Annotated in this window: 16 protein-coding genes; 6 read left to right on the top strand and 10 right to left on the bottom strand. The window is 29.6% G+C overall.

Features of this window, described 5'->3' with window-relative positions:
• Positions 1-658 precede the first annotated feature (658 nt).
• Positions 659-1,423, bottom strand: coding sequence for an outer membrane protein assembly factor BamD (locus tag DRF75_RS04190; RefSeq protein ID WP_045170875.1), 765 nt, complete (start codon positions 1,421-1,423; stop codon positions 659-661).
• Between the two features lie 182 nt (positions 1,424-1,605).
• Between DRF75_RS04190 and purD the strand changes: the two genes are divergently transcribed.
• Together purD and yajC are read left to right on the top strand one after the other, a co-directional pair.
• The gene (gene purD, locus DRF75_RS04185) at positions 1,606-2,871 is read left to right on the top strand and encodes a phosphoribosylamine--glycine ligase (protein WP_045170876.1); all 1,266 of its coding nucleotides are present in this window, start codon (positions 1,606-1,608) and stop codon (positions 2,869-2,871) included.
• A 1,151-nt stretch (positions 2,872-4,022) separates the two neighbouring features.
• The gene (gene yajC / locus DRF75_RS04180; RefSeq protein WP_129992716.1) at positions 4,023-4,403 is read left to right on the top strand and encodes a preprotein translocase subunit YajC; all 381 of its coding nucleotides are present in this window, start codon (positions 4,023-4,025) and stop codon (positions 4,401-4,403) included.
• Positions 4,404-4,510: 107 nt separating this feature from the next.
• Here the strand turns inward: yajC and dnaN are convergent, their stop codons facing one another.
• From dnaN to rplM, 8 genes are all read right to left on the bottom strand, one after another.
• On the bottom strand, positions 4,511-5,638 hold the full coding sequence (gene dnaN, locus DRF75_RS04175) for a DNA polymerase III subunit beta (RefSeq protein ID WP_129992715.1): 1,128 nt from the start codon (positions 5,636-5,638) through the stop codon (positions 4,511-4,513).
• An 82-nt stretch (positions 5,639-5,720) separates the two neighbouring features.
• Positions 5,721-6,335, bottom strand: a complete 615-nt coding sequence (locus tag DRF75_RS04170; protein WP_045170879.1) for a ribonuclease D — start codon at positions 6,333-6,335, stop codon at positions 5,721-5,723.
• 83 nt (positions 6,336-6,418) lie between these two features.
• Complete coding sequence (locus tag DRF75_RS04165; RefSeq protein WP_045170889.1) at positions 6,419-7,216, bottom strand: response regulator transcription factor; 798 nt, start codon at positions 7,214-7,216, stop codon at positions 6,419-6,421.
• A gap of 382 nt (positions 7,217-7,598) precedes the next feature.
• Positions 7,599-8,234 carry an ECH_1013 family putative transcriptional regulator gene (locus tag DRF75_RS04160; RefSeq protein ID WP_045170880.1) on the bottom strand — a complete coding sequence of 212 codons (636 nt, stop codon included), beginning with the start codon at positions 8,232-8,234 and terminating at the stop codon, positions 7,599-7,601.
• 758 nt (positions 8,235-8,992) lie between these two features.
• Positions 8,993-9,511 (bottom strand): inorganic diphosphatase, encoded by a 519-nt coding sequence (gene ppa / locus DRF75_RS04155; RefSeq protein WP_045170881.1) that lies wholly within the window; start codon positions 9,509-9,511, stop codon positions 8,993-8,995.
• Between the two features lie 789 nt (positions 9,512-10,300).
• The gene (gene argC / locus DRF75_RS04150; protein ID WP_045170882.1) at positions 10,301-11,341 is read right to left on the bottom strand and encodes an N-acetyl-gamma-glutamyl-phosphate reductase; all 1,041 of its coding nucleotides are present in this window, start codon (positions 11,339-11,341) and stop codon (positions 10,301-10,303) included.
• Between the two features lie 8 nt (positions 11,342-11,349).
• Positions 11,350-11,799, bottom strand: coding sequence for a 30S ribosomal protein S9 (gene rpsI / locus DRF75_RS04145; protein ID WP_045170883.1), 450 nt, complete (start codon positions 11,797-11,799; stop codon positions 11,350-11,352).
• Complete coding sequence (gene rplM / locus DRF75_RS04140; protein WP_045170890.1) at positions 11,799-12,263, bottom strand: 50S ribosomal protein L13; 465 nt, start codon at positions 12,261-12,263, stop codon at positions 11,799-11,801. The genes rpsI and rplM overlap by 1 nt, the downstream gene beginning before the upstream one ends.
• Positions 12,264-12,747: 484 nt before the next feature.
• Between rplM and DRF75_RS04135 the strand changes: the two genes are divergently transcribed.
• Positions 12,748-14,025, top strand: a complete 1,278-nt coding sequence (locus tag DRF75_RS04135; RefSeq protein ID WP_129992714.1) for a TolC family outer membrane protein — start codon at positions 12,748-12,750, stop codon at positions 14,023-14,025.
• A gap of 11 nt (positions 14,026-14,036) precedes the next feature.
• Complete coding sequence (locus tag DRF75_RS04130) at positions 14,037-14,765, top strand: DUF2497 domain-containing protein (protein WP_045170885.1); 729 nt, start codon at positions 14,037-14,039, stop codon at positions 14,763-14,765.
• A gap of 1,316 nt (positions 14,766-16,081) precedes the next feature.
• Here DRF75_RS04130 and DRF75_RS04125 read toward each other — a convergent pair.
• Positions 16,082-17,152 carry an Mrp/NBP35 family ATP-binding protein gene (locus tag DRF75_RS04125; RefSeq protein WP_045170886.1) on the bottom strand — a complete coding sequence of 357 codons (1,071 nt, stop codon included), beginning with the start codon at positions 17,150-17,152 and terminating at the stop codon, positions 16,082-16,084.
• A 119-nt stretch (positions 17,153-17,271) separates the two neighbouring features.
• Here DRF75_RS04125 and prs point away from each other — a divergent pair, with 119 nt between their 5' ends.
• A complete protein-coding gene (gene prs / locus DRF75_RS04120) occupies positions 17,272-18,228 on the top strand; it encodes a ribose-phosphate diphosphokinase (RefSeq protein ID WP_045170887.1) in 957 nt (318 codons plus the stop codon).
• A gap of 14 nt (positions 18,229-18,242) precedes the next feature.
• Positions 18,243-18,581 (top strand): Asp-tRNA(Asn)/Glu-tRNA(Gln) amidotransferase subunit GatC, encoded by a 339-nt coding sequence (gatC, locus tag DRF75_RS04115; RefSeq protein WP_045170888.1) that lies wholly within the window; start codon positions 18,243-18,245, stop codon positions 18,579-18,581.
• The last annotated feature ends 830 nt before the right edge of the window (positions 18,582-19,411 follow it).

The raw sequence follows: 19,411 nt of genomic DNA, 5'->3' as shown, positions 1-19,411 counted from the left end.
ATAGAATATTTACAAATATAAATCACACACACTTATACTAACGCTCTTTTCTAATTTCATATTTGACAACACACAATGCACAGTACTGTTAGCTTTCAAGTACCACAATGACAAAATCTTCTAAACCTTATCTCACAAAGCATCTCTAGGAAAAAACTACATTCAAAAATATAAGCACAAAACAAGAAACATGCTTTCATATCACTTTAAAGATTCATCATTTCATCATAAATCATAGAATATTTACAAATATAAATCACACACACTTATACTAACGCTCTTTTCTAATTTCATATTTGACAACACACAATGCACAGTACTGTTAGCTTTCAAGTACCACAATGACAAAATCTTCTAAACCTTATCTCACAAAGTATCTCTAGGAAAAAAATTACATTCAAAAATATAAGCAAAAAATATACTCAATATCACTTAAATGACTTATACACGCTTATACTTTACAAATTTCATTACAAATATTTCATAAATAAATTACAATACAAATTATAACTTATAAGGTTTTTTCCTTACCAAAGTGTAAGTATTGCCAGCTAGACTATAATACTTTAAAATTAAGCAAACCTATCATGTGTATCAAGCATTTTTAAAAATGCACGTCAATAATAACAAGGGTTACATACAAATATTCTAGAAGCAACTATTTACTATCAGTTACTAAATCTGGTTCTCTATACCACCCAGTATCAATACAACATTCTTTTAATAAAGACATATACTTTGCATAAGCAGTAACATCTCCTAAAGCTAAATATGCTTCAGCAATCCTATACAAGCTCTCTGAATAATACTTTGTATCTTCATATTTATTCAATATTGTACTAAATCTTTTAATAGCAGCAACATATTCACCACGTTGTAAATAAAATTTACCTATTGAAAATTCCTTAGCAGCAATATGTTGATGAACTAGATTTAATCTTTTCATCACTTCTTCTAAATATATAGAATCAGGGAAAAGACGTACAAATTCATTTAATAATTCCAAAACCTTACTTACACTACTTTGATCACGATCTATATCACTAATCTGCATATAATTTGCCATTATCCTTAAATAATACGCAAAATCTATATCTTTACTATCAGGATACAGTTGAATATAATCACCTGCATAAATTTCAGCACGAGAATAATCACCAAGTTCGTAATTCAAAAACGACATCATAAGACGTGCTTTAATTGCTACAGGAGAAAACGGATAAAGATTATCTATTTCTTCCAAATCTTTTACTGCACTTTTATAATCTTTAATAGCAGACTTTCTTAATGCACTCTCATATATTTCATCTGCTGTTCGTTCTTCAACAAACTTTATATCTTTTTTGACAAGAGAGCAACCTAGCATAAAAATACAACAGCATAATAAACAAATAGTATTTCTAATAACTTTAGAGTGATTCATATTTTATCGCCTGTAAATATAAGCTTGTAATATAAAATATCTTATTGAAACATAAAGATGTATCCCAGACAAGCAATTTTTACGAATGTACAATAGACCTATTATATATGAAGCATATAATTATTGACAACTATCATATTGATACTAGAATGCATAGCAAGTAATTTAAGTAAAGCATACTAATGAATGTATTGGTAATTGGTTCTGGTGGACGTGAACATTCAATGTTACATCACATTCGAAAGTCTCCATTGCTAGATAAATTGTTTATTGCACCAGGACGTCAAGGGATGGCTGGATTAGCAGACATAATAGATATAGATATCAACAACGCCATAGATGTAATTCAAGTATGCAAAAAAGCAAAGATTGAATTAGTAGTTATTGGACCTGAATCTCCACTAATGAATGGGTTGTCAGATACATTAACAGAAGAAGGCATATTAGTTTTTGGACCTTCGAAAGCAGCAGCTCGTCTTGAATCTTCAAAAGGATTCACAAAAGAATTATGCGTGAGATACGGTATTCCTACAGCAAAATATGGATACTTTGTTGATGTAGGTCCAGCTTACAAGTTCATTGACAAACAGAAGCTACCTTTAGTTGTCAAGGCAGATGGATTAGCACAGGGTAAGGGTACAATAATATGTCATACACATGAAGAGGCATATAATGCCGTAGATGCAATGTTAGTTCATCACAAATTTGGAGAAGCTGGATGCGCAATAATCATTGAAGAGTTTCTCGAAGGCAAGGAAATCAGTTTCTTTACATTAGTTGATGGATCTAATCCAGTTATACTTGGAGTAGCACAAGATTATAAAACTATAGGAGATAACAACAAAGGCCCCAACACTGGTGGTATGGGTTCGTATTCTAAACCAAATATCATAACACAAGAGATGGAACATATAATAATTCAGAAGATAATATATCCAACTATTAAGGCAATGTTTAACATGAACATACAATTCAGGGGACTGTTATTTGCTGGTATTATAATCAAAAAAAATGAACCAAAGTTACTTGAGTACAATGTACGATTTGGTGATCCCGAAACACAATCAATATTACCAAGACTAAATTCTGATTTTCTAAAGCTTCTATCGCTGACAGCTAAAGGTAAATTAGGGAATGAATCAGTAGAATTAAGCAAAAAAGCTGCGTTGTGTGTCGTGGTAGCCAGTCGTGGGTATCCAGGAGAATACAAGAAGAATTCTATAATCAATGGAATAGAGGATATTGAAAAGTTACCTAATATTCAGCTTTTACATGCAGGTACAAGAAGAGAAGGTAATAACTGGGTATCAGATGCTGGTAGAGTGATAAATGTTGTAGCACAAGGTGAAAATTTAGCTAGTGCAAAACACCAAGCATATGCTGCTCTGGATTTACTAGATTGGCCAGATGGAATTTATAGGTACGATATAGGATCATGCGCACTATAGTACTTTTATCATTATTATAATCTAACTATATCTAAGGCATTCACGGCTAATTTTTAAAAGTTATATCTGTATCTTATTTTCATTAATTACTTTATTCAGTAATATCGTATAGGTAACACAGTAAACTTATACTTTTAATGTTAAAACAATTACAATCCAATCAACAGAGTACTCATTACTAAAATATTACGATATTTAGATAAATGTCAGACAGATCAAGAAGTCATCTATCAATAATTTTATTAATCAACAGAAATTATCAACCAGTAACGCATCCAACTTTATTATTTTAAGTACATATACACTAAAACATTAACCATTTAGTTGAAGGCAAAAATTACCTGTTATACTTCTATCAATCACTTTATATAACCAAGCAATTCACAAACACAATTCTAAAAGTTTCTAATTATGGCAATGACAATGTAGTAAATAGCTTTTTAATTACAAAATATAACATGCAATCTCAATTACATGTAAAACCAGTTTATCAATTTACATAAGCATAAGATTAATATTTGCTCAGGTTAACTTCACTGTTACAGGAAGTACATATATCTTAAAGCATTAAAACATCTTTTGTTACAAACCAACTGTTATAGTTTCCACATTATTAATACATTGACAAGCATAATACAAAAACATGAGTATTTAACATCTTTAATAATTACAACACAGTACATAGCCGCTAAATTGCCAAATATTCAATTTCAAGTAAGATAAATATTTATCAATAATTTCACAAATTACAAAAACTACAAGATTGGATCACAATATGCATTCCAGTGTTACACTACATATATCCTAAAGCATTATATTCAGTTAAGGAAAAACTACCTGTTATAGTACCAATCTTTCATTTAATTATGTAACTAACAAATATCGCAAAAAATATGTTCAATATCTCTAAAAATTACAATTTAAGTACATGGCACCTAAAACAGTAAAACGTTAATATTCAATTTCAAGAAAACACATTATATTTACTTTTTGCAATAATTTAACACGATCTAAATATTATAAAACTTTAGCAAAATAAAATTTATATTTTAATATCAATAAAGACATCACCCTCTTCTATAAAATCTGTATTGACAATTAATACTGTTTTTGATAAAGTAGTCCCACTCATCAGTCCATTGGTATTAAAAATGTCACTTATTTCTGAAGTTTTTGCAGCAGCAACAACAACAGCACCTGCTTCGGGAGTAGGTAGTTCAATTGCAGGGTTAATTCCTTTAGTACTGATCTTTTTTGTTTTTTACTTTTTTATCATTCGGCCTCAACAAAAAAAAATTAAAGAGCATAATAAGCTATTAGATAATATAAAAAAAGGAGATAAGGTTATTATTTCTAGTAGTATTTTAGGTTCAGTTACAAAAGTTGATGCAACAAATGGATATTTTTTTGTTGAGATATCAGAAGGCGTTGAGATTAAGGTACTAAAATCTTCGATATCTGAAGTACTTAACAAAAATAACAAACCTACATCAAATACAGTAGAAGCACTACATTCAGTCTCTAATAGCTAATCTTCTTAGTAGTTAAAAACCTAGTACATTACCTTTTCTATTACTATCAACAAGAAGTACACTAATTTTTTTGAAGTTTGAACATATAGCAGGCTAATATTATATTATTATATCCTCATAGGCATAATAATATAAGTAAAATCATCTATATTCTCTTCCTCTTGCATTAGAACAGATGTACCAGCATCATAAAATGACAAAATACATTTTCCTTTAACACAGTATAATGCTTCCATCAAATACCTTGCATTTAAACCAATAGTCATATCTTCGCCAGAGTAATCAACTTCTAATTCTTCTCTAGCATCACCCTGATTTGAAGAAGCAGCACTTAATATAAGCTTATTATTAACAAAGCGTAACTTTATTACTTTTACCTTATCAAAAACTACAACAGATACTCTATCTATTGCATTTGATAATACTTCAGATTCAATCAATACACTCTTATTATGAGATTTAGGGATAATAGCATTATAATCTGGGAAAGTGCCATCTATTACTTTAGATATTAAAATATACTCTTGATATTCAAAACATATCTTTCGATCTGATAAACTGACTGAGATTAAATCATTACTGCTACCATGACTTACTATTTTCAAAATCTCATTAACTGTTTTCTTAGGCACTATAATACCAAAATTTGACAACATATTTTGAAATTTACTTAACTTAGTCAATGATAACCTATGACCATCTGTAGCAGCACAACACAGAACACTATCAGATGTATGAACATACACCCCATTCAAGTTAAACCTACTTTCCTCAACAGAAATTGCAAATTTAGTTTTACCAAAGAGATTTACTAATTCAGACACTTGCAAAGTAAACTTATTTTGTAACTCATTATTTTCAATAATAGGAAATTTTTCTATGTCAACCACAGGAAGAAAAAACTCTGTACGACCACACTCTATAACCAGCCTTCCATCCTTACCAATAACAAACTTAATCTCAATGTCATTTGGCAATTTTTTCACAATATCATAAAGAAGTTGTGCAGAAACCACAACAACCCCATTTACATTGATATGAGCAGAAATAGATGCAATTATTGAAATATCAAGATCTGTAGATGTTAAATTAATCTGATGATCTTTTGCTTCTATTCTTACACATGACAATACAACAATACTATGACGCTTTTCTACAACACTATTAATATAAGATAAGGCTTGCAGAAGCTTATCTTTACTAACAAAAAAGTTCAACTTAATACTACCATTCATATATTTCTATCAATCTTAACCACTGAGGTTTTATACAAATTAAATATCAACAAGTCAAGGTATGGTTCACTTTACTATACATTTATGAGGAATGGCTAAATATATCAACACCTTCCCAACCGAGTAAATCAAGCTGAGCTCTTGTTTGAAGAAATTTAAAACAAGCAGCTGCTAATTCTTGCTTATTTTCACGCTGTAACATTGCATCTAGCTTGCTTTTTAAAGCATGCAAATAAATAACATCTGATGCTGCATAATTTAATTGTTCAGATGTTAAACTTTCTTTTCCCCAATCAGATGATTGTTGCATTTTATTAAGTTTTACACCCAGCAATTCATAACATAGCTCCTTTAATCCATGATGATCCGTATATGTTCTAACTAACTTCGAAGCTATCTTAGTACAATAACATGGATTAGTCCATACACCAAGATAATAACGCATTACAGCAATATCAAAGCGAGCAAAATGAAAGATCTTAGTTATCTTTGAATCTGAAAGTATACTTACTAAATTAGGTGCCTGATAATTACCTGAAAACTTAACCAAGTGGACACTACCACTACTATCAGCTAATTGAACTAAGCATAATCTATCACGTCTACATACTAAACCCATAGTCTCAGTATCAATAGCAACAGCACCTTCAAAGTTTAGCTCATTAGGTAAATCACAATCATGTACAAATACAGGCACGTAAAATTTCCTCCACCCATAGAAAAGATATATCTATAACATCTTCACTATTTTATCATGTAGTAAGAGAACGCTCAACTATATTATGCCTCTTCAACATACTTTTTATTTTCTTGCGCTCCATAAACTGAATCAATGTTGGACCCATCATGGTCCCATCTGTAACCTTCTCTATCATCACTTTCATCTTCATCAACACACTCTTTTAATACATAACCACGTCCCCAAACAGTTTCTATGTAATTCTTCCCATTATTAGCAACTTTAAGTTTCTTACGAAGCTTACACATAAACACATCTATAATTTTATCATCAGAAGGTTCATCTAACTCCCTATACAAATGCGATAAAAACATTTCTTTTGTGAGAACTGTACCTAACCTAGAGGATAACAATTCTATCATACCATATTCTTTTTTAGTTAAATGTACTATTTCACCATTACATTCAACACATTTATGATCAAGATTTATTGCAATATTACCAACACGTACTATTGATTCAGGGTGTCCTCTAGTGCGACGTACAATAGCTTTTATTCTTGCAAGCAACTCACTCTTATGAAAAGGCTTAGTGACATAATCATCTGCACCATAATATAAACCTTTCACTTTATGTGATACTGATGAAATACATGATAATATCAGTACTGGAACTTTTATACCAGATTCACGTAACTTGACTAAAATATCATATCCATCTATTTTTCCAGGAAAATGTATATCTAATATCACTACATCATAGTCATCATTTTTTGGAATGATACTACCATAACAATCCTGAGCAGAAGTCATAGTTTCACAAAAATGCCCTTCTGAAGATAAAGAAGCTTCTACTGCCTTTGCACATGCAATATCATCTTCTATTAATAATATACGCATAAATACCTCTAAAAACTTAATAATCAAAAATTTAACATATAAAGCACTTAGCACTAATCTAAAGACATAATCAACCTATAACAACTAAATATTTCATCAAAAGTTAATACATAGTGTTACTATGCTATTCAAGTATAATAGTAAATTACATGTAATATACTTTCCTTGTGTTGCATATATAACACAATACCACCCCAAAGGTTATTAAAGACATTATAGTAAACACAACTAATTTTCGTTAATTAGTAAAACACTTTACTGATTATATATAAGCACAAGTTAATACTTTATTAATAATAAAAATGGTTAACACACGTATCATTATACATTAACAATGACATATACACTAATATAAAATTCCAAAATTTGACATCTATTTCATTTACAAAGACCGTGCATACCAAATTACTCTCCCTAATATCTCCATGTCCTCCAAATGACACTCATAAGAAGAATATTTTTTATTATCTGACACTACATGCAATTTTATTTTTTGGTTTTCTTTTAAATATTCCAATCTCCTGATTGATACACCAACCGTATCAACTATTACAAATAACCCAGCAGGATGAGGAATTTTATCACCTATATCTACTAAAACAATATCCTGGTTCATTAATGTCGGAATCATACTATCACCTTTTACGTAGTATACACGTAAATTTTTCATGTTAGAAGTTAAATTAATATTTGAAGACAAATACAAATTCACATCACCTGAAGATGACACCTTGCCATTTTCTAATTCTAAATCATATACAGGTAGTATATTCATATTACCTTGTCCATAAGTATAATTATCATCACTAATTAAATATGACAATGAAACATTTAACACTTTTGCTATTGCCATTAATTTTTTAGATGTAGGATTTGTTGACTTTCCACTTAGTATATCATACACAAAAGATTTTCCAACATCAGCTTTGTGAGCTAGCTCACGTGCATTTATCCCCATTTTATCCATTTGGTACTTCATTCTAGTAACTATCATACTATTATCACTACTTGTTTTCATAAATTCACCTTACAGTTAATATTTATTACATTTTTGTACAATCTAAAGTACATAAACTCAAGTAATAATTGAATTATTCACTAATAGTTGAGCATCAAATCACAAAATCACTAGTAAGTAGCACTAAATATTCTGAAAATTAACTTCAATACAAATGCTCACTACCATGCAAACCAGAAATCATCAAATGACATAATCAGCATCAATTTAATTCCAAAACATCAATTAAATGCAATTCACAAACTTTTACACTTACAAAAAACAACACATTCCATACCAATAACCTTTTAAAAAAACATCATATTAACAATCAAATAACATGATACCACAACACTACCTACAGAAAGCTCATATTTCTGTCACAGTAAAATATCTCGGTAATTTATTGCTTATTATTAACATTATAGTATATCAAAATAACCAAACAAGTATATATTTCTAGCTAAAGTTATTATAAAAACCTGCATTGCGAGACATAATAAAAGCACTATACCATATAACAATATGTAATAAACTATTGCTATAAATCAATATACTGATCAGCTAAAGCACCTATATAAGATCTTCTATAACTTTAATTCTTGTCAAACATCCACAAATACGAATTTATCCTCTGACAATAAAAAATCTCTGACTAAAAAAATTTCTTACACTTATTAAACAAAAAACTTGTACTTTGTAAGTAAAACTACTACATCACATCAATAATATTATATAAACTTAGGCTATAAGTTATTATGATAACAAAATCAATATATCTACTTAGCTAAAGCATTTAATATAAAATCTTCTGCAACTTTCATATCTTTCCAACCATCTACAGATACAAACTTATCTTCTTCTAGCTTTTTATAAAAAGAAAAGAAATGTGCTATAGAATTTAAAAATGATACAGGAAAATCAGAATAATTCTTTATATTAGCATAGTATTGATCTATCTTACTTGTAGGTACAGCTAATATTTTGACATCTTCTCCACCCTCATCACGCATAATTAACACACCTACCGGCCTTGCACAAATCACTGCTCCAGACATTACAGGAAACCTAGTTGCCACTAAAACATCAACAGGATCACCATCTCCAGCACAAGTATGTGGGATAAATCCATAGTTACATGGATAATACATAGATGTAGGTAAAAATCTGTCTACACAAAATAAATTTTTCTTTTTGTCAAACTCATATTTTACTGGACATGAATTCTGGCTAATCTCAATAACAACATTGATCTCCTTGGGTACATTATCACCACTAGTCAAATTATCTAAATTCATAATTAATCTCTTAACATAACAAAATGCGCAATTTGTATACCAGATCAGGAAATGATCATTAAACTTAATAATACTAATCCCTTTATACTCTAGTCAATCCTTTTCTAATTCAATATTCAAGCAATACAACACCACAATTACTGCAGTACAATACTAATAAACACCGCACTTAAGTGAACAATTATTTTCTAATGTGCCTTAAGCTTATACTGCCATAAACTTTTACACACAGAATAAAAAATTCCATATTACCTAATTTAAGCTTAATCTCAAACGCATTCTGTAAATTACGCATTTTAAAGCAGCTGGCAAATAATTAATGAATCAATTCATCTTTTCACAACATGCTTAAATAAAGTAACATTTGACTAATAAGCCAATATAAATCATTTATAAACACATGTAACAACCTTTAATAGCTCAAAGTTAACGCACCAACATATCATACTTAAAATACTACAGTACTAACCATTATACTGCTAGCCAACTATTATAATACAACACCAAACTAACATTTCATCAAAAACTTTACAGAATTTTTTATTCACCATTTTGATAGTTGGACATATAAATTATGTTGTCATGTATAAGCAGCTTTAAAAGATAAGTAATGTTTTCATAACATTGAAATTTCGCACTACCAATAAACTACTAATAATAAAACATAGTCTTACTATTTCTAGACAAAGGTTATAAAAATACATTTTTCAATGCGTAATCACATGTACTACTTAATTAATAAACTTACATAAATTACTTATACACAGATGTTTGCAATATTTATCAGATTTAAAAATAAGGAATATTAGACAATGCAAGTTTCTCTTCATAAGACATCATAATATTAAAGTTCTGTACAGCTTGACCAGCAGCACCTTTTAACAAATTATCTATGACAGATATTATAACAATTGTATTAGGCAATCTCCCAGGGAAAACTCCTAAATAACAATAATTAGTACCTACAACAGATCTAGTTGTTACAGCTTTTTCTTCATCCACAACAACAAAAAATGAATCCTTGTAAAAAAGTAGCAATGCTTCACGAACATCAGTAAGAGATACGCCAACTTCTAACTCAAGATATATGTTAGACATCATACCTCTTTTCACTGGAATTAAACTAGGTACAAATTGTAAATTAATATCTTCCCTACATGCAGCAAAACACAATTCTTGTTCTATTTCAGGAATATGCCTATGATTAGAAACTTTATATGACTTGATAGCATCATATACTTCACAAAATAAATTATCTTGCTTTACAGACCTACCGGCACCACTCACTCCTGATTTAGCATCTACTATTATATTGTTACTTTTTACTAGACGTAGTCTTAATAACGGAAACAATGGTATCAACACAGAAGTAGGATAACACCCTGGACAAGCTATAAAGCTCGATTTTCGAATATCTTCATAATATATTTCAGTTAATCCATAAACAAAATCTTTTATAAGATCTGGACAATAATGGACACCATACCATTGTTTATATATATCAGGGTCTTTAATTCTAAAGTCAGCTGATAGATCTATGACTTTAACCACATCATGAATTTTTTTTACAACTTCACTTGACGCCCCATGAGGTAAACATAAAAAAACTACATCTACCTTATCTAAATCAATATCATCAAAAGATGAGACACTAATAGAGATACAACTCTGAGAAATATGAAAATAACTAGAAGAAAGCAACTTTCCAGTAGATTGAGTTGCACACAAATACCTTATCTTAACCATAGGGTGAGACAGTAATAAGCGAACCAACTCAACCCCTACGTAACCTGTAGCACCAACTACAGCAACTGATACCTGATAATTCATGTAGTAAATTATCTTTTAGAATATTGACAACTTTTTCTAGCTTTATGTTGACCATATTTTTTACGCTCAACAACACGTGAATCTCTTGTCAAAAATCCACCTGCTCTTAAAATAGCATGAAGACCAGGATTAATATCTTTAAGTGCTTTACTGATCCCATGAGCTACAGCTCCAGCCTGCCCTGAAATTCCACCACCACGTACAGTAGCAACAACATTATAACACCCAGAAGTTGATGTTGTAATAAATGGGTGATAAACCTTCCTACACAAAGTATTTTTTTTAAAATAGTTGAAAATATCTAAGCCATTAACAGTAACATTTCCTTTTCCTACCGTTAACCACACTCGTGCAACAGCTTCCTTTCTTCTACCAGTAGCATAAGCACGGCCATAAGCATCTACTTTTAGGCGACTACCTTGTAGATGATCGGGTAACACATCAGGATTATTTTCCATTATCTCCTCTTATTATTTTTAGCATTCATTGACAAAAAATCCAATTTTACAGGCTGTTGTGCACTGTGCTTATGCTCTGGACCAGAATATATATATAAATTTTTTAAACGGCGACGTGCCATTGGACCAGTACTAAGCATACGACGAATTGCCATATTAATTATACGCTCTGGATGTTTGTTTAAAAGTAAATCAGCTGGCGTACAACTTTTTAACCCACCAGGATACCCAGTATGTTTATAATATACTTTACCCTTTAGCTTACTACCAGTAAACTGCACTTTTTCAGCATTAATTATAATAACATTGTCTCCGCAATCCATATGAGGCGTATATTCAGGTTTATCCTTACCACGTAATATATTAGCAACAAAAGCAGCAAGTCTACCAACTACTACTCCACTTGCATCTATTACAACCCAACGCTTTTTTATCTGACTTGCCTTTAAAGAAAAAGTCTCCATTTGCATCTATCATTAATAAATCTTCATGTTAATCATACAATCAATTTTTGTCAACATAAACTAATCATATATTTACCTTATATGTTGCAAACAGCACAAAATCTGTTAAATACTCAGAAGTGGATATCACCTAGTATTAAACTTTAAAAACTAGCTTTGCAAAATCACAATATAGTTCCTAAACAAGTGATTATACAACCAACTTAAAAAAATTACTCATTTTTATGTAATGAACTGAGTAAACAATCAAAAATATACTATACTTTTTCATATACTAATTATTGAATTTTATATACAAAAAATATATTAAGTTGATATATCATTATTATTTGTCATATTTTTGAAACTAAAACTTATCATTTGAGTAAAAAACAATACAGCACTCAATTAATTAAACTTGTTACTTAATTCTTGCCAATCAAAACTAATTACAGTTTAATCATTGTCAGTATTATTCTTTTACATAATAGTTGGTAGCATTTTAATGATAATTAAATTTAACATGCACAAAATTTACAGCATATTGATACTAATATTTATCATATCAACTACACCACATAGTAGTTATTGTACTAATCTAGATCAAGCCTTACATGCAGCATTATCAAATAACCCAAATATAAAAGCTAAATTTTATAGTTATTTAGGTAACAAACAAAAAATTAAATTGAACAGTATATCAAAGTTTTTACCTTCAGTTACATATTTAGCAGAAACATACCAACCAGATCTATCTTCAGGTAATAACAATAGAACTATGCGCCTTATAGTAACACAACAAATATTCAACGGAGGTGCTGATGCTGCTGCTCTTCAACAGTCAAAGTATCTATCAAATATAGAAGACTTTGAATTTCTATCAGAACAACAAAATGTTGTACTTAACACAGTTAAAGCTTACATGAAAGTTCTAACAACAGCTGAAGTATACAAATTAACACAACACACTAAAAAAGTATTTACAGAACATCTAACAGCTACACAAAAACGTTTTTCATTAGGAGAGGTTACCAAAACAGACGTATCGTTGGCTACTGCTAGATTATCATCTGCTACATCAGAATCAATCAAAGCGTACGGTGATATGAAAGCTGCAGAAGCTAACTACATACATATAGTTGGAGAAATACCAATAGATCTACAACATCCTACTATACCAGCAATACCATCATCTGTAGAAGAAGCCTTAACAATAGCACAACAAAATAATCTTGCTCTAAAAGCATCCCACAATGGGTATCAAGCCGCAAAACAAGGAGCTTTAATGGCTATTGCAAATTTATTGCCATCTATTAGTATATCATCAATAAATTCTTACACTTACACAGATACTCATAACCCTCTCATAGACCCTAAAAAGATAGATCACTTTTTTGAAATAAAAATGTCATTGCCTATATTTCAACAAGGATTAAACATTGCTGCTATTACGCAATCAAAACTCGCAATAAAACAAAAAATGTATTCACACTATGAAGTATTAAATGCTATTAAGGAGGCAGTAGTTTTAAATTGGGAAAATATTTCCACAGCTAATTCTATGTTGCAAGCAGCACAAGATTCTGTTAAATACTCAGAAGTGGTACTATCTGGTATTAAACAGGAAGCAGAGTTAAATTTAAGAACAGTTTTAGATGTACTGGATGCAGAACAAGAATTATTAAAAGCAAAAGTCAACCTGGTTAACGTACAAAGTAATGTTGTAATAAGTATGTATAATTTACTTGCATTAATAGGACAACTGAGCACTAATTATATTTAATACGAAAATTTATGAGTAATACTAACGACTTTCAACCAATCAAAGATGTGATCGCAAACATTAGAAAAGTTATGTCTAACAATGATAACGGAGATTCTACGCCTGAACAACATGATACTAATACTCAACATGATGGTACTGAGTATGAAGTACTAAATTTAGAAAACCCAGAAAATCATGTAGAGCTACATAATATACGACATGTACACAACACGTTAAATGAAATAAATCAAACATTTCAAGCAATAAGTGATTTACCAATAACAACATATCAAAATAAAACACAACCAGATATACAAATATCAGTTAAGCAAGAGAAAATCTATCCAGATCAATTATCCAATGTAAACCAATTCATATCAATAGAACAATCAACACAACGACTATCATCTCAAGAAAGAAGATTAACAACAACACATACTCTTTCAGAAGAAATATCTAAGAACACATCAGAAATTAAAGGCATTCATCAACAAAATACCTTCATATCCGAAAATTTATTATCACCTGAAAGTATAGTTGCAAGCAGTGAAGAAATAAAAAAGCTAATGACACAAGTACACAACTATACAAAATCAACTAATGTTTCAAGCGATAAAAGTCCTACAATAGAAGAATTAGTAATAAACATGCTTAAGCCAGAATTATCAACATGGCTCAATAATAATCTACAGAAGCTAGTCAAAGAAGTAGTAGAAAAAGAAATAAAGCATATTATAAAAAAATCAAATAAAAACTAAAATTTGCACTGGATAGGCTGTGGATATACCAAAATCTTATAATCTGACTTCTGCAAATTTATTAGAGTATTTGCAGGTACTTTACATTCCCCTAAAATTTACATTTATTATTTCAAAAGGAAACCATCTTAAAGTTAATACACAAAGGTATAAGTTTAGAAATTTTACTACCTCAAAAAATAATAACTTGATTATGCTGAATATTTGGATATACACTACAAACCTAGTATTATATGCTATTAGAGATCTGATATTATATATCTAGAACATCCCATAAATTCCTTTATAGAAAAGAAAACCATAAAATAAAGCTATAATTTTCAGGTTATATTTCATATTCATTCAAAAATTTAAGAGCAACATTCAAGGAACACTATGTTAAAAGACCAAAGTATACCAATTTATTTAAAAGTCATAAGTTTAACAATGCTTCTGACAACACTGCTATAATAATGCTTTCAACAGCTCAGTGCTAGGTTATTTTACATTTAGATGTGTGTATAAAAATTTCAATATCAAAATCTTACACAAAAAAAACACTTAGAATACCAAGCACTTTTTTACTTAATAATCTCTTCCACTCAATGTCTTTCTAACAGAATTATATTAATCACTCTTTACAATAGCATTACTAACTGCACCTTATACACAACACAAAAATTTAAAAATACTTTTATAACACTACCATAGTAATTCTTTCAACAACCTCAGTATTATACTATTATTTACATTCAGATGTGTGTACAAAAATTTCAATATCAAAATCTTACACAAAAAAACACCTAGAATATCAAGCACTTTTTTACTTAATAATCTCTTCCACTCAATGTCTTACTAACAGCATTATATCAATTACTCTTTACAAGAGCATTACTAACTGAATCTTTTATGCAAAAATTTAAGATTAACATTTATAACAAATCTTAGTAATACTACCTGAACATAACCAATATTTTCCATCAGTACTACACAACTAAAGCTTTTTCCAATGATACTATTATGAACATTTTCAAAACAGAGGCATACTATTCTCTACTTCAACTTATAACTTAAAATTAAGATTCACCATTATAACAAACTTAGTACCACAAATAACTCAGAAAAAACAATCAATGACTCCACACACAGCAAGTATTTAATATTCTTTATTCGCAATAATAACACTTTAAAATGTTAAAAATTTATATCATAACTCATACTCAGATATTGAAGTAAAATTTCAGTATTTTACAAGAAAAACAATCATACAACATAGACAATTAACATCAGATTTGAATTCCAAAATATTGTCTACTGTTACTCTTTAAAGTATGATATCATAAGTCTGTTTTCAATACGTATTTTTCTAAACTGCACAACATGTTATCAGTAATATTATCATAAATTTTACATATTTCATGATCTAATGATAATGGCGTTCCTAGTTCCGCTACATTACATATCTGAGGAGACAATGGTACTTCTCCAAGCAAACTTATATTCAATTTACTTGCTATTCTAGATACACCTTGTTTGCCAAAAATATAAGTCTTACCTCCAGAATTAGCATCAACAAAATAACTCATATTCTCTATTATGCCAACGATATAAACATTCATTTTTTTCATCATATCACATATCTTTACTGCATCAATTATCGCTAAATCTTGAGGTGTGGAAACAACAACAACACCTGTAATATCAAATTTTTCAACAAGACTAAGATGCACATCCCCCGTACCAGGAGGTGTATCTATGATTAAATAATCTACTTCTCCCCACGCAGTATTTGTCATAAGAGTATATATTGCTTTTGTTACCATAGGGCCACGCCAAATAGTAGCATTATCCTTAGCAATTAAATATCCAATAGATATGCTTCTGAGACCGTACCTAGTAATTGGTATCATTTTATTATCATTGTCTACTTCAGGATTAGTGAAATCTTTTACTCCCAACATATGAGGGATAGATGGACCATAAATATCAAGATCAGCTAATGCCGCTTTATATCCTTTACGCAACAATGAAAATGCTATGTTCATTGCAAGTGTAGATTTTCCAACACCACCTTTACCTGAAGATATAAGTATTAGATTTTTTACACCAGTAATTGACATCTTTTCTGCAGAAATCCTTCTATTCACTTTGTTAACAGTATCATGTGCAGCAGTAAAAACAATTTTTATATCTTTAACATATGGTATAGTCTTAATTGCATCATTACATTTTTTCTCAATTATACTCTTCTGCACTACCTGACGTTCATCCAACAAACTTAATATGCAATGAACTACACCATCTTTGATTAACACAGACGTTATTAACCCTAATTCAACAATATTCCTATTGCTATCACAATCAACAACTGTTGATAACACATTCAGTACATCTTGCTTAGTTATCACTATTATCCTTCAAACAAAGATCATCTTATAATAACACACATTATTAAAAAAATACCTATTTACTTTTAGTAAACCATTATGTATGATCAGAACATCCATTCTACATATAGATTTTTTAAATGTTAATATCTTCTGGTACATCTAGTATTAACTTAGCAAGTTGTATATCAAAAATTACAGGTGTCAAGTTGATTAATACCTGTATTACGCGTTTCTCCGATCAAGAACTAAATGTAGAAGTACAAGAAAATCAAGATGACAAAAATAAGCATATTATAATTATAAATTCACTATGCTTTCCAGTTCATGATAATTTAATAGAACTACTATTACTGATAGATGCAACCAATAGAGCATTGTATCCAAGCAAAATAACTTTGATAGTACCATATCTGTGTTATACTAGACAAGATAGGGTTATGTATAGAAATCTAGATAGTAGTAGTTTAATGGTTTCTGCATTAAGTGCAAAAGTCATTATTAACATACTAAAAACAGCAAATATACATAACATCATTTTTATTGATCTACATTCAAATCAATTAACTGGTTTTTTTGATACATCCATTATTAACTTAAGTTCACACACTATTTTTATAGAAGATATTGTAGGAAAATATGACATAGACAATCTTGTCATTGTATCACCTGACTATGGTGCATTAAACAGAACTAGAGTTTTTGCAAATGCATTATCAAGGCAGTATCAACTAAACAATGAAATTCAAGTAGCAGTAATAGATAAATATAGAGCAAAACCTGGTGTATCTGAAGTGATGCATATAACTGGTAACGTAGAAAATAAAGATTGTATTATAATAGACGACATAGTAGATTCAGCTGGAACATTATGCAATGCAGCATCAGCTCTAAAAGACAGTGGAGCATTAAAAGTCAGTGCATATGTTACACATGGAATATTATCCGGTAACGCAATACAAAAAGTTACTAACTCAAAATTAGATAATTTAACAACTACCAACACAATTAATCATAGTTCACTTAATACACCAAAAATTCAAATTTTACCCATTGATAAATTTTTAAGCAATTATATACTATATAATTTAGTCTAAGCTTAAGGAACAAATTGACAGATAATAAATTTGAAAATTCTAGCTCATGTATACAAACAGATAAATCACTAACCAAAAATGACTTGTTACAAGCTGCAAAGTTAGTGAGGATAAAGCTAGATGATAGTGAGATTGACTACTATCTTAAAGAACTAAAAGTAGTATTAAGTTGGATACAAACAATATCACAAGTTGATACTCAGGGTGTCACTCCTATGAGCCACGGTGGCATTAATGATACATTACCCTTACGTGAAGATATTATAAACGATGGTAACATAAAAGATGCAGTATTACTCAACTCTCCTGAGCAAAAACATGATTTCTTTGTTGTGCCAAAAGTAATTGAATGAGAAACATTCAATAGTACTCATCATAATTTTACTCTTTTTCTTAATGGCATATTCAGTAATCTGCTATAAGTTTTTTAATCTGATACAGTATTATTATAAGTGAAATGTATTTAGCAGCATTAGAGCTTAGTAATATATAAGAAACTCCACAGTGCCATATTTAGTTGGGTTTGAAAACCGATTAACTACTAAAACTTAATCAATACAAAACATCTCAACCTTCAAAATTTTATAACATACAAAAGGATTTATAACTCACTCTATACATATATAAAGTAACTCTACAGCTTCATATTTAGTTGGATTTGAAACACTGATTAATTACTAAAACTTAATCAATACAAAACATCTCAACCTTCAAAATTTTTAACATACAAAAGGACTTCATGACTCACTCTATACATATATAAAGCAACTCTACAGCTTCATATTTAGCTGTACTTTGAAATACTAATTTATCACTAAAATTTAATCATATGCCTCATCTAAATCTTATACACCAAAATTTCATAATTTATTTCTACAACACAACTCTATATTTAGTTAGTCTTGAAATACCGATCTATCACTAAAATCTAATCATACATTTCAACTTTCCAAATTTTAAACATACAAAAGATTTTATTATTTACTCCATACATACAAAGGAATACCATGTTCAATTGGATTTGAAATACCGATCAACTACTAAAACTTAACCAACACAAAACATCTCAACCTTCAAAATTTTATAACATACAAAAGGATTTCATGACTCACTCTATACATATATAAAGTAACTCTACAGCTTCATATTTAGTTGGATCTGAAACACTGATTAATTACTAAAA

The sequence above is a fragment of the Ehrlichia minasensis genome, from assembly GCF_004181775.1.
GTDB classification, from domain to species: domain Bacteria; phylum Pseudomonadota; class Alphaproteobacteria; order Rickettsiales; family Anaplasmataceae; genus Ehrlichia; species Ehrlichia minasensis.
Note: the sequence above shows the minus strand (reverse complement) of the source record. Positions and strands in the feature narration are given on the sequence as shown.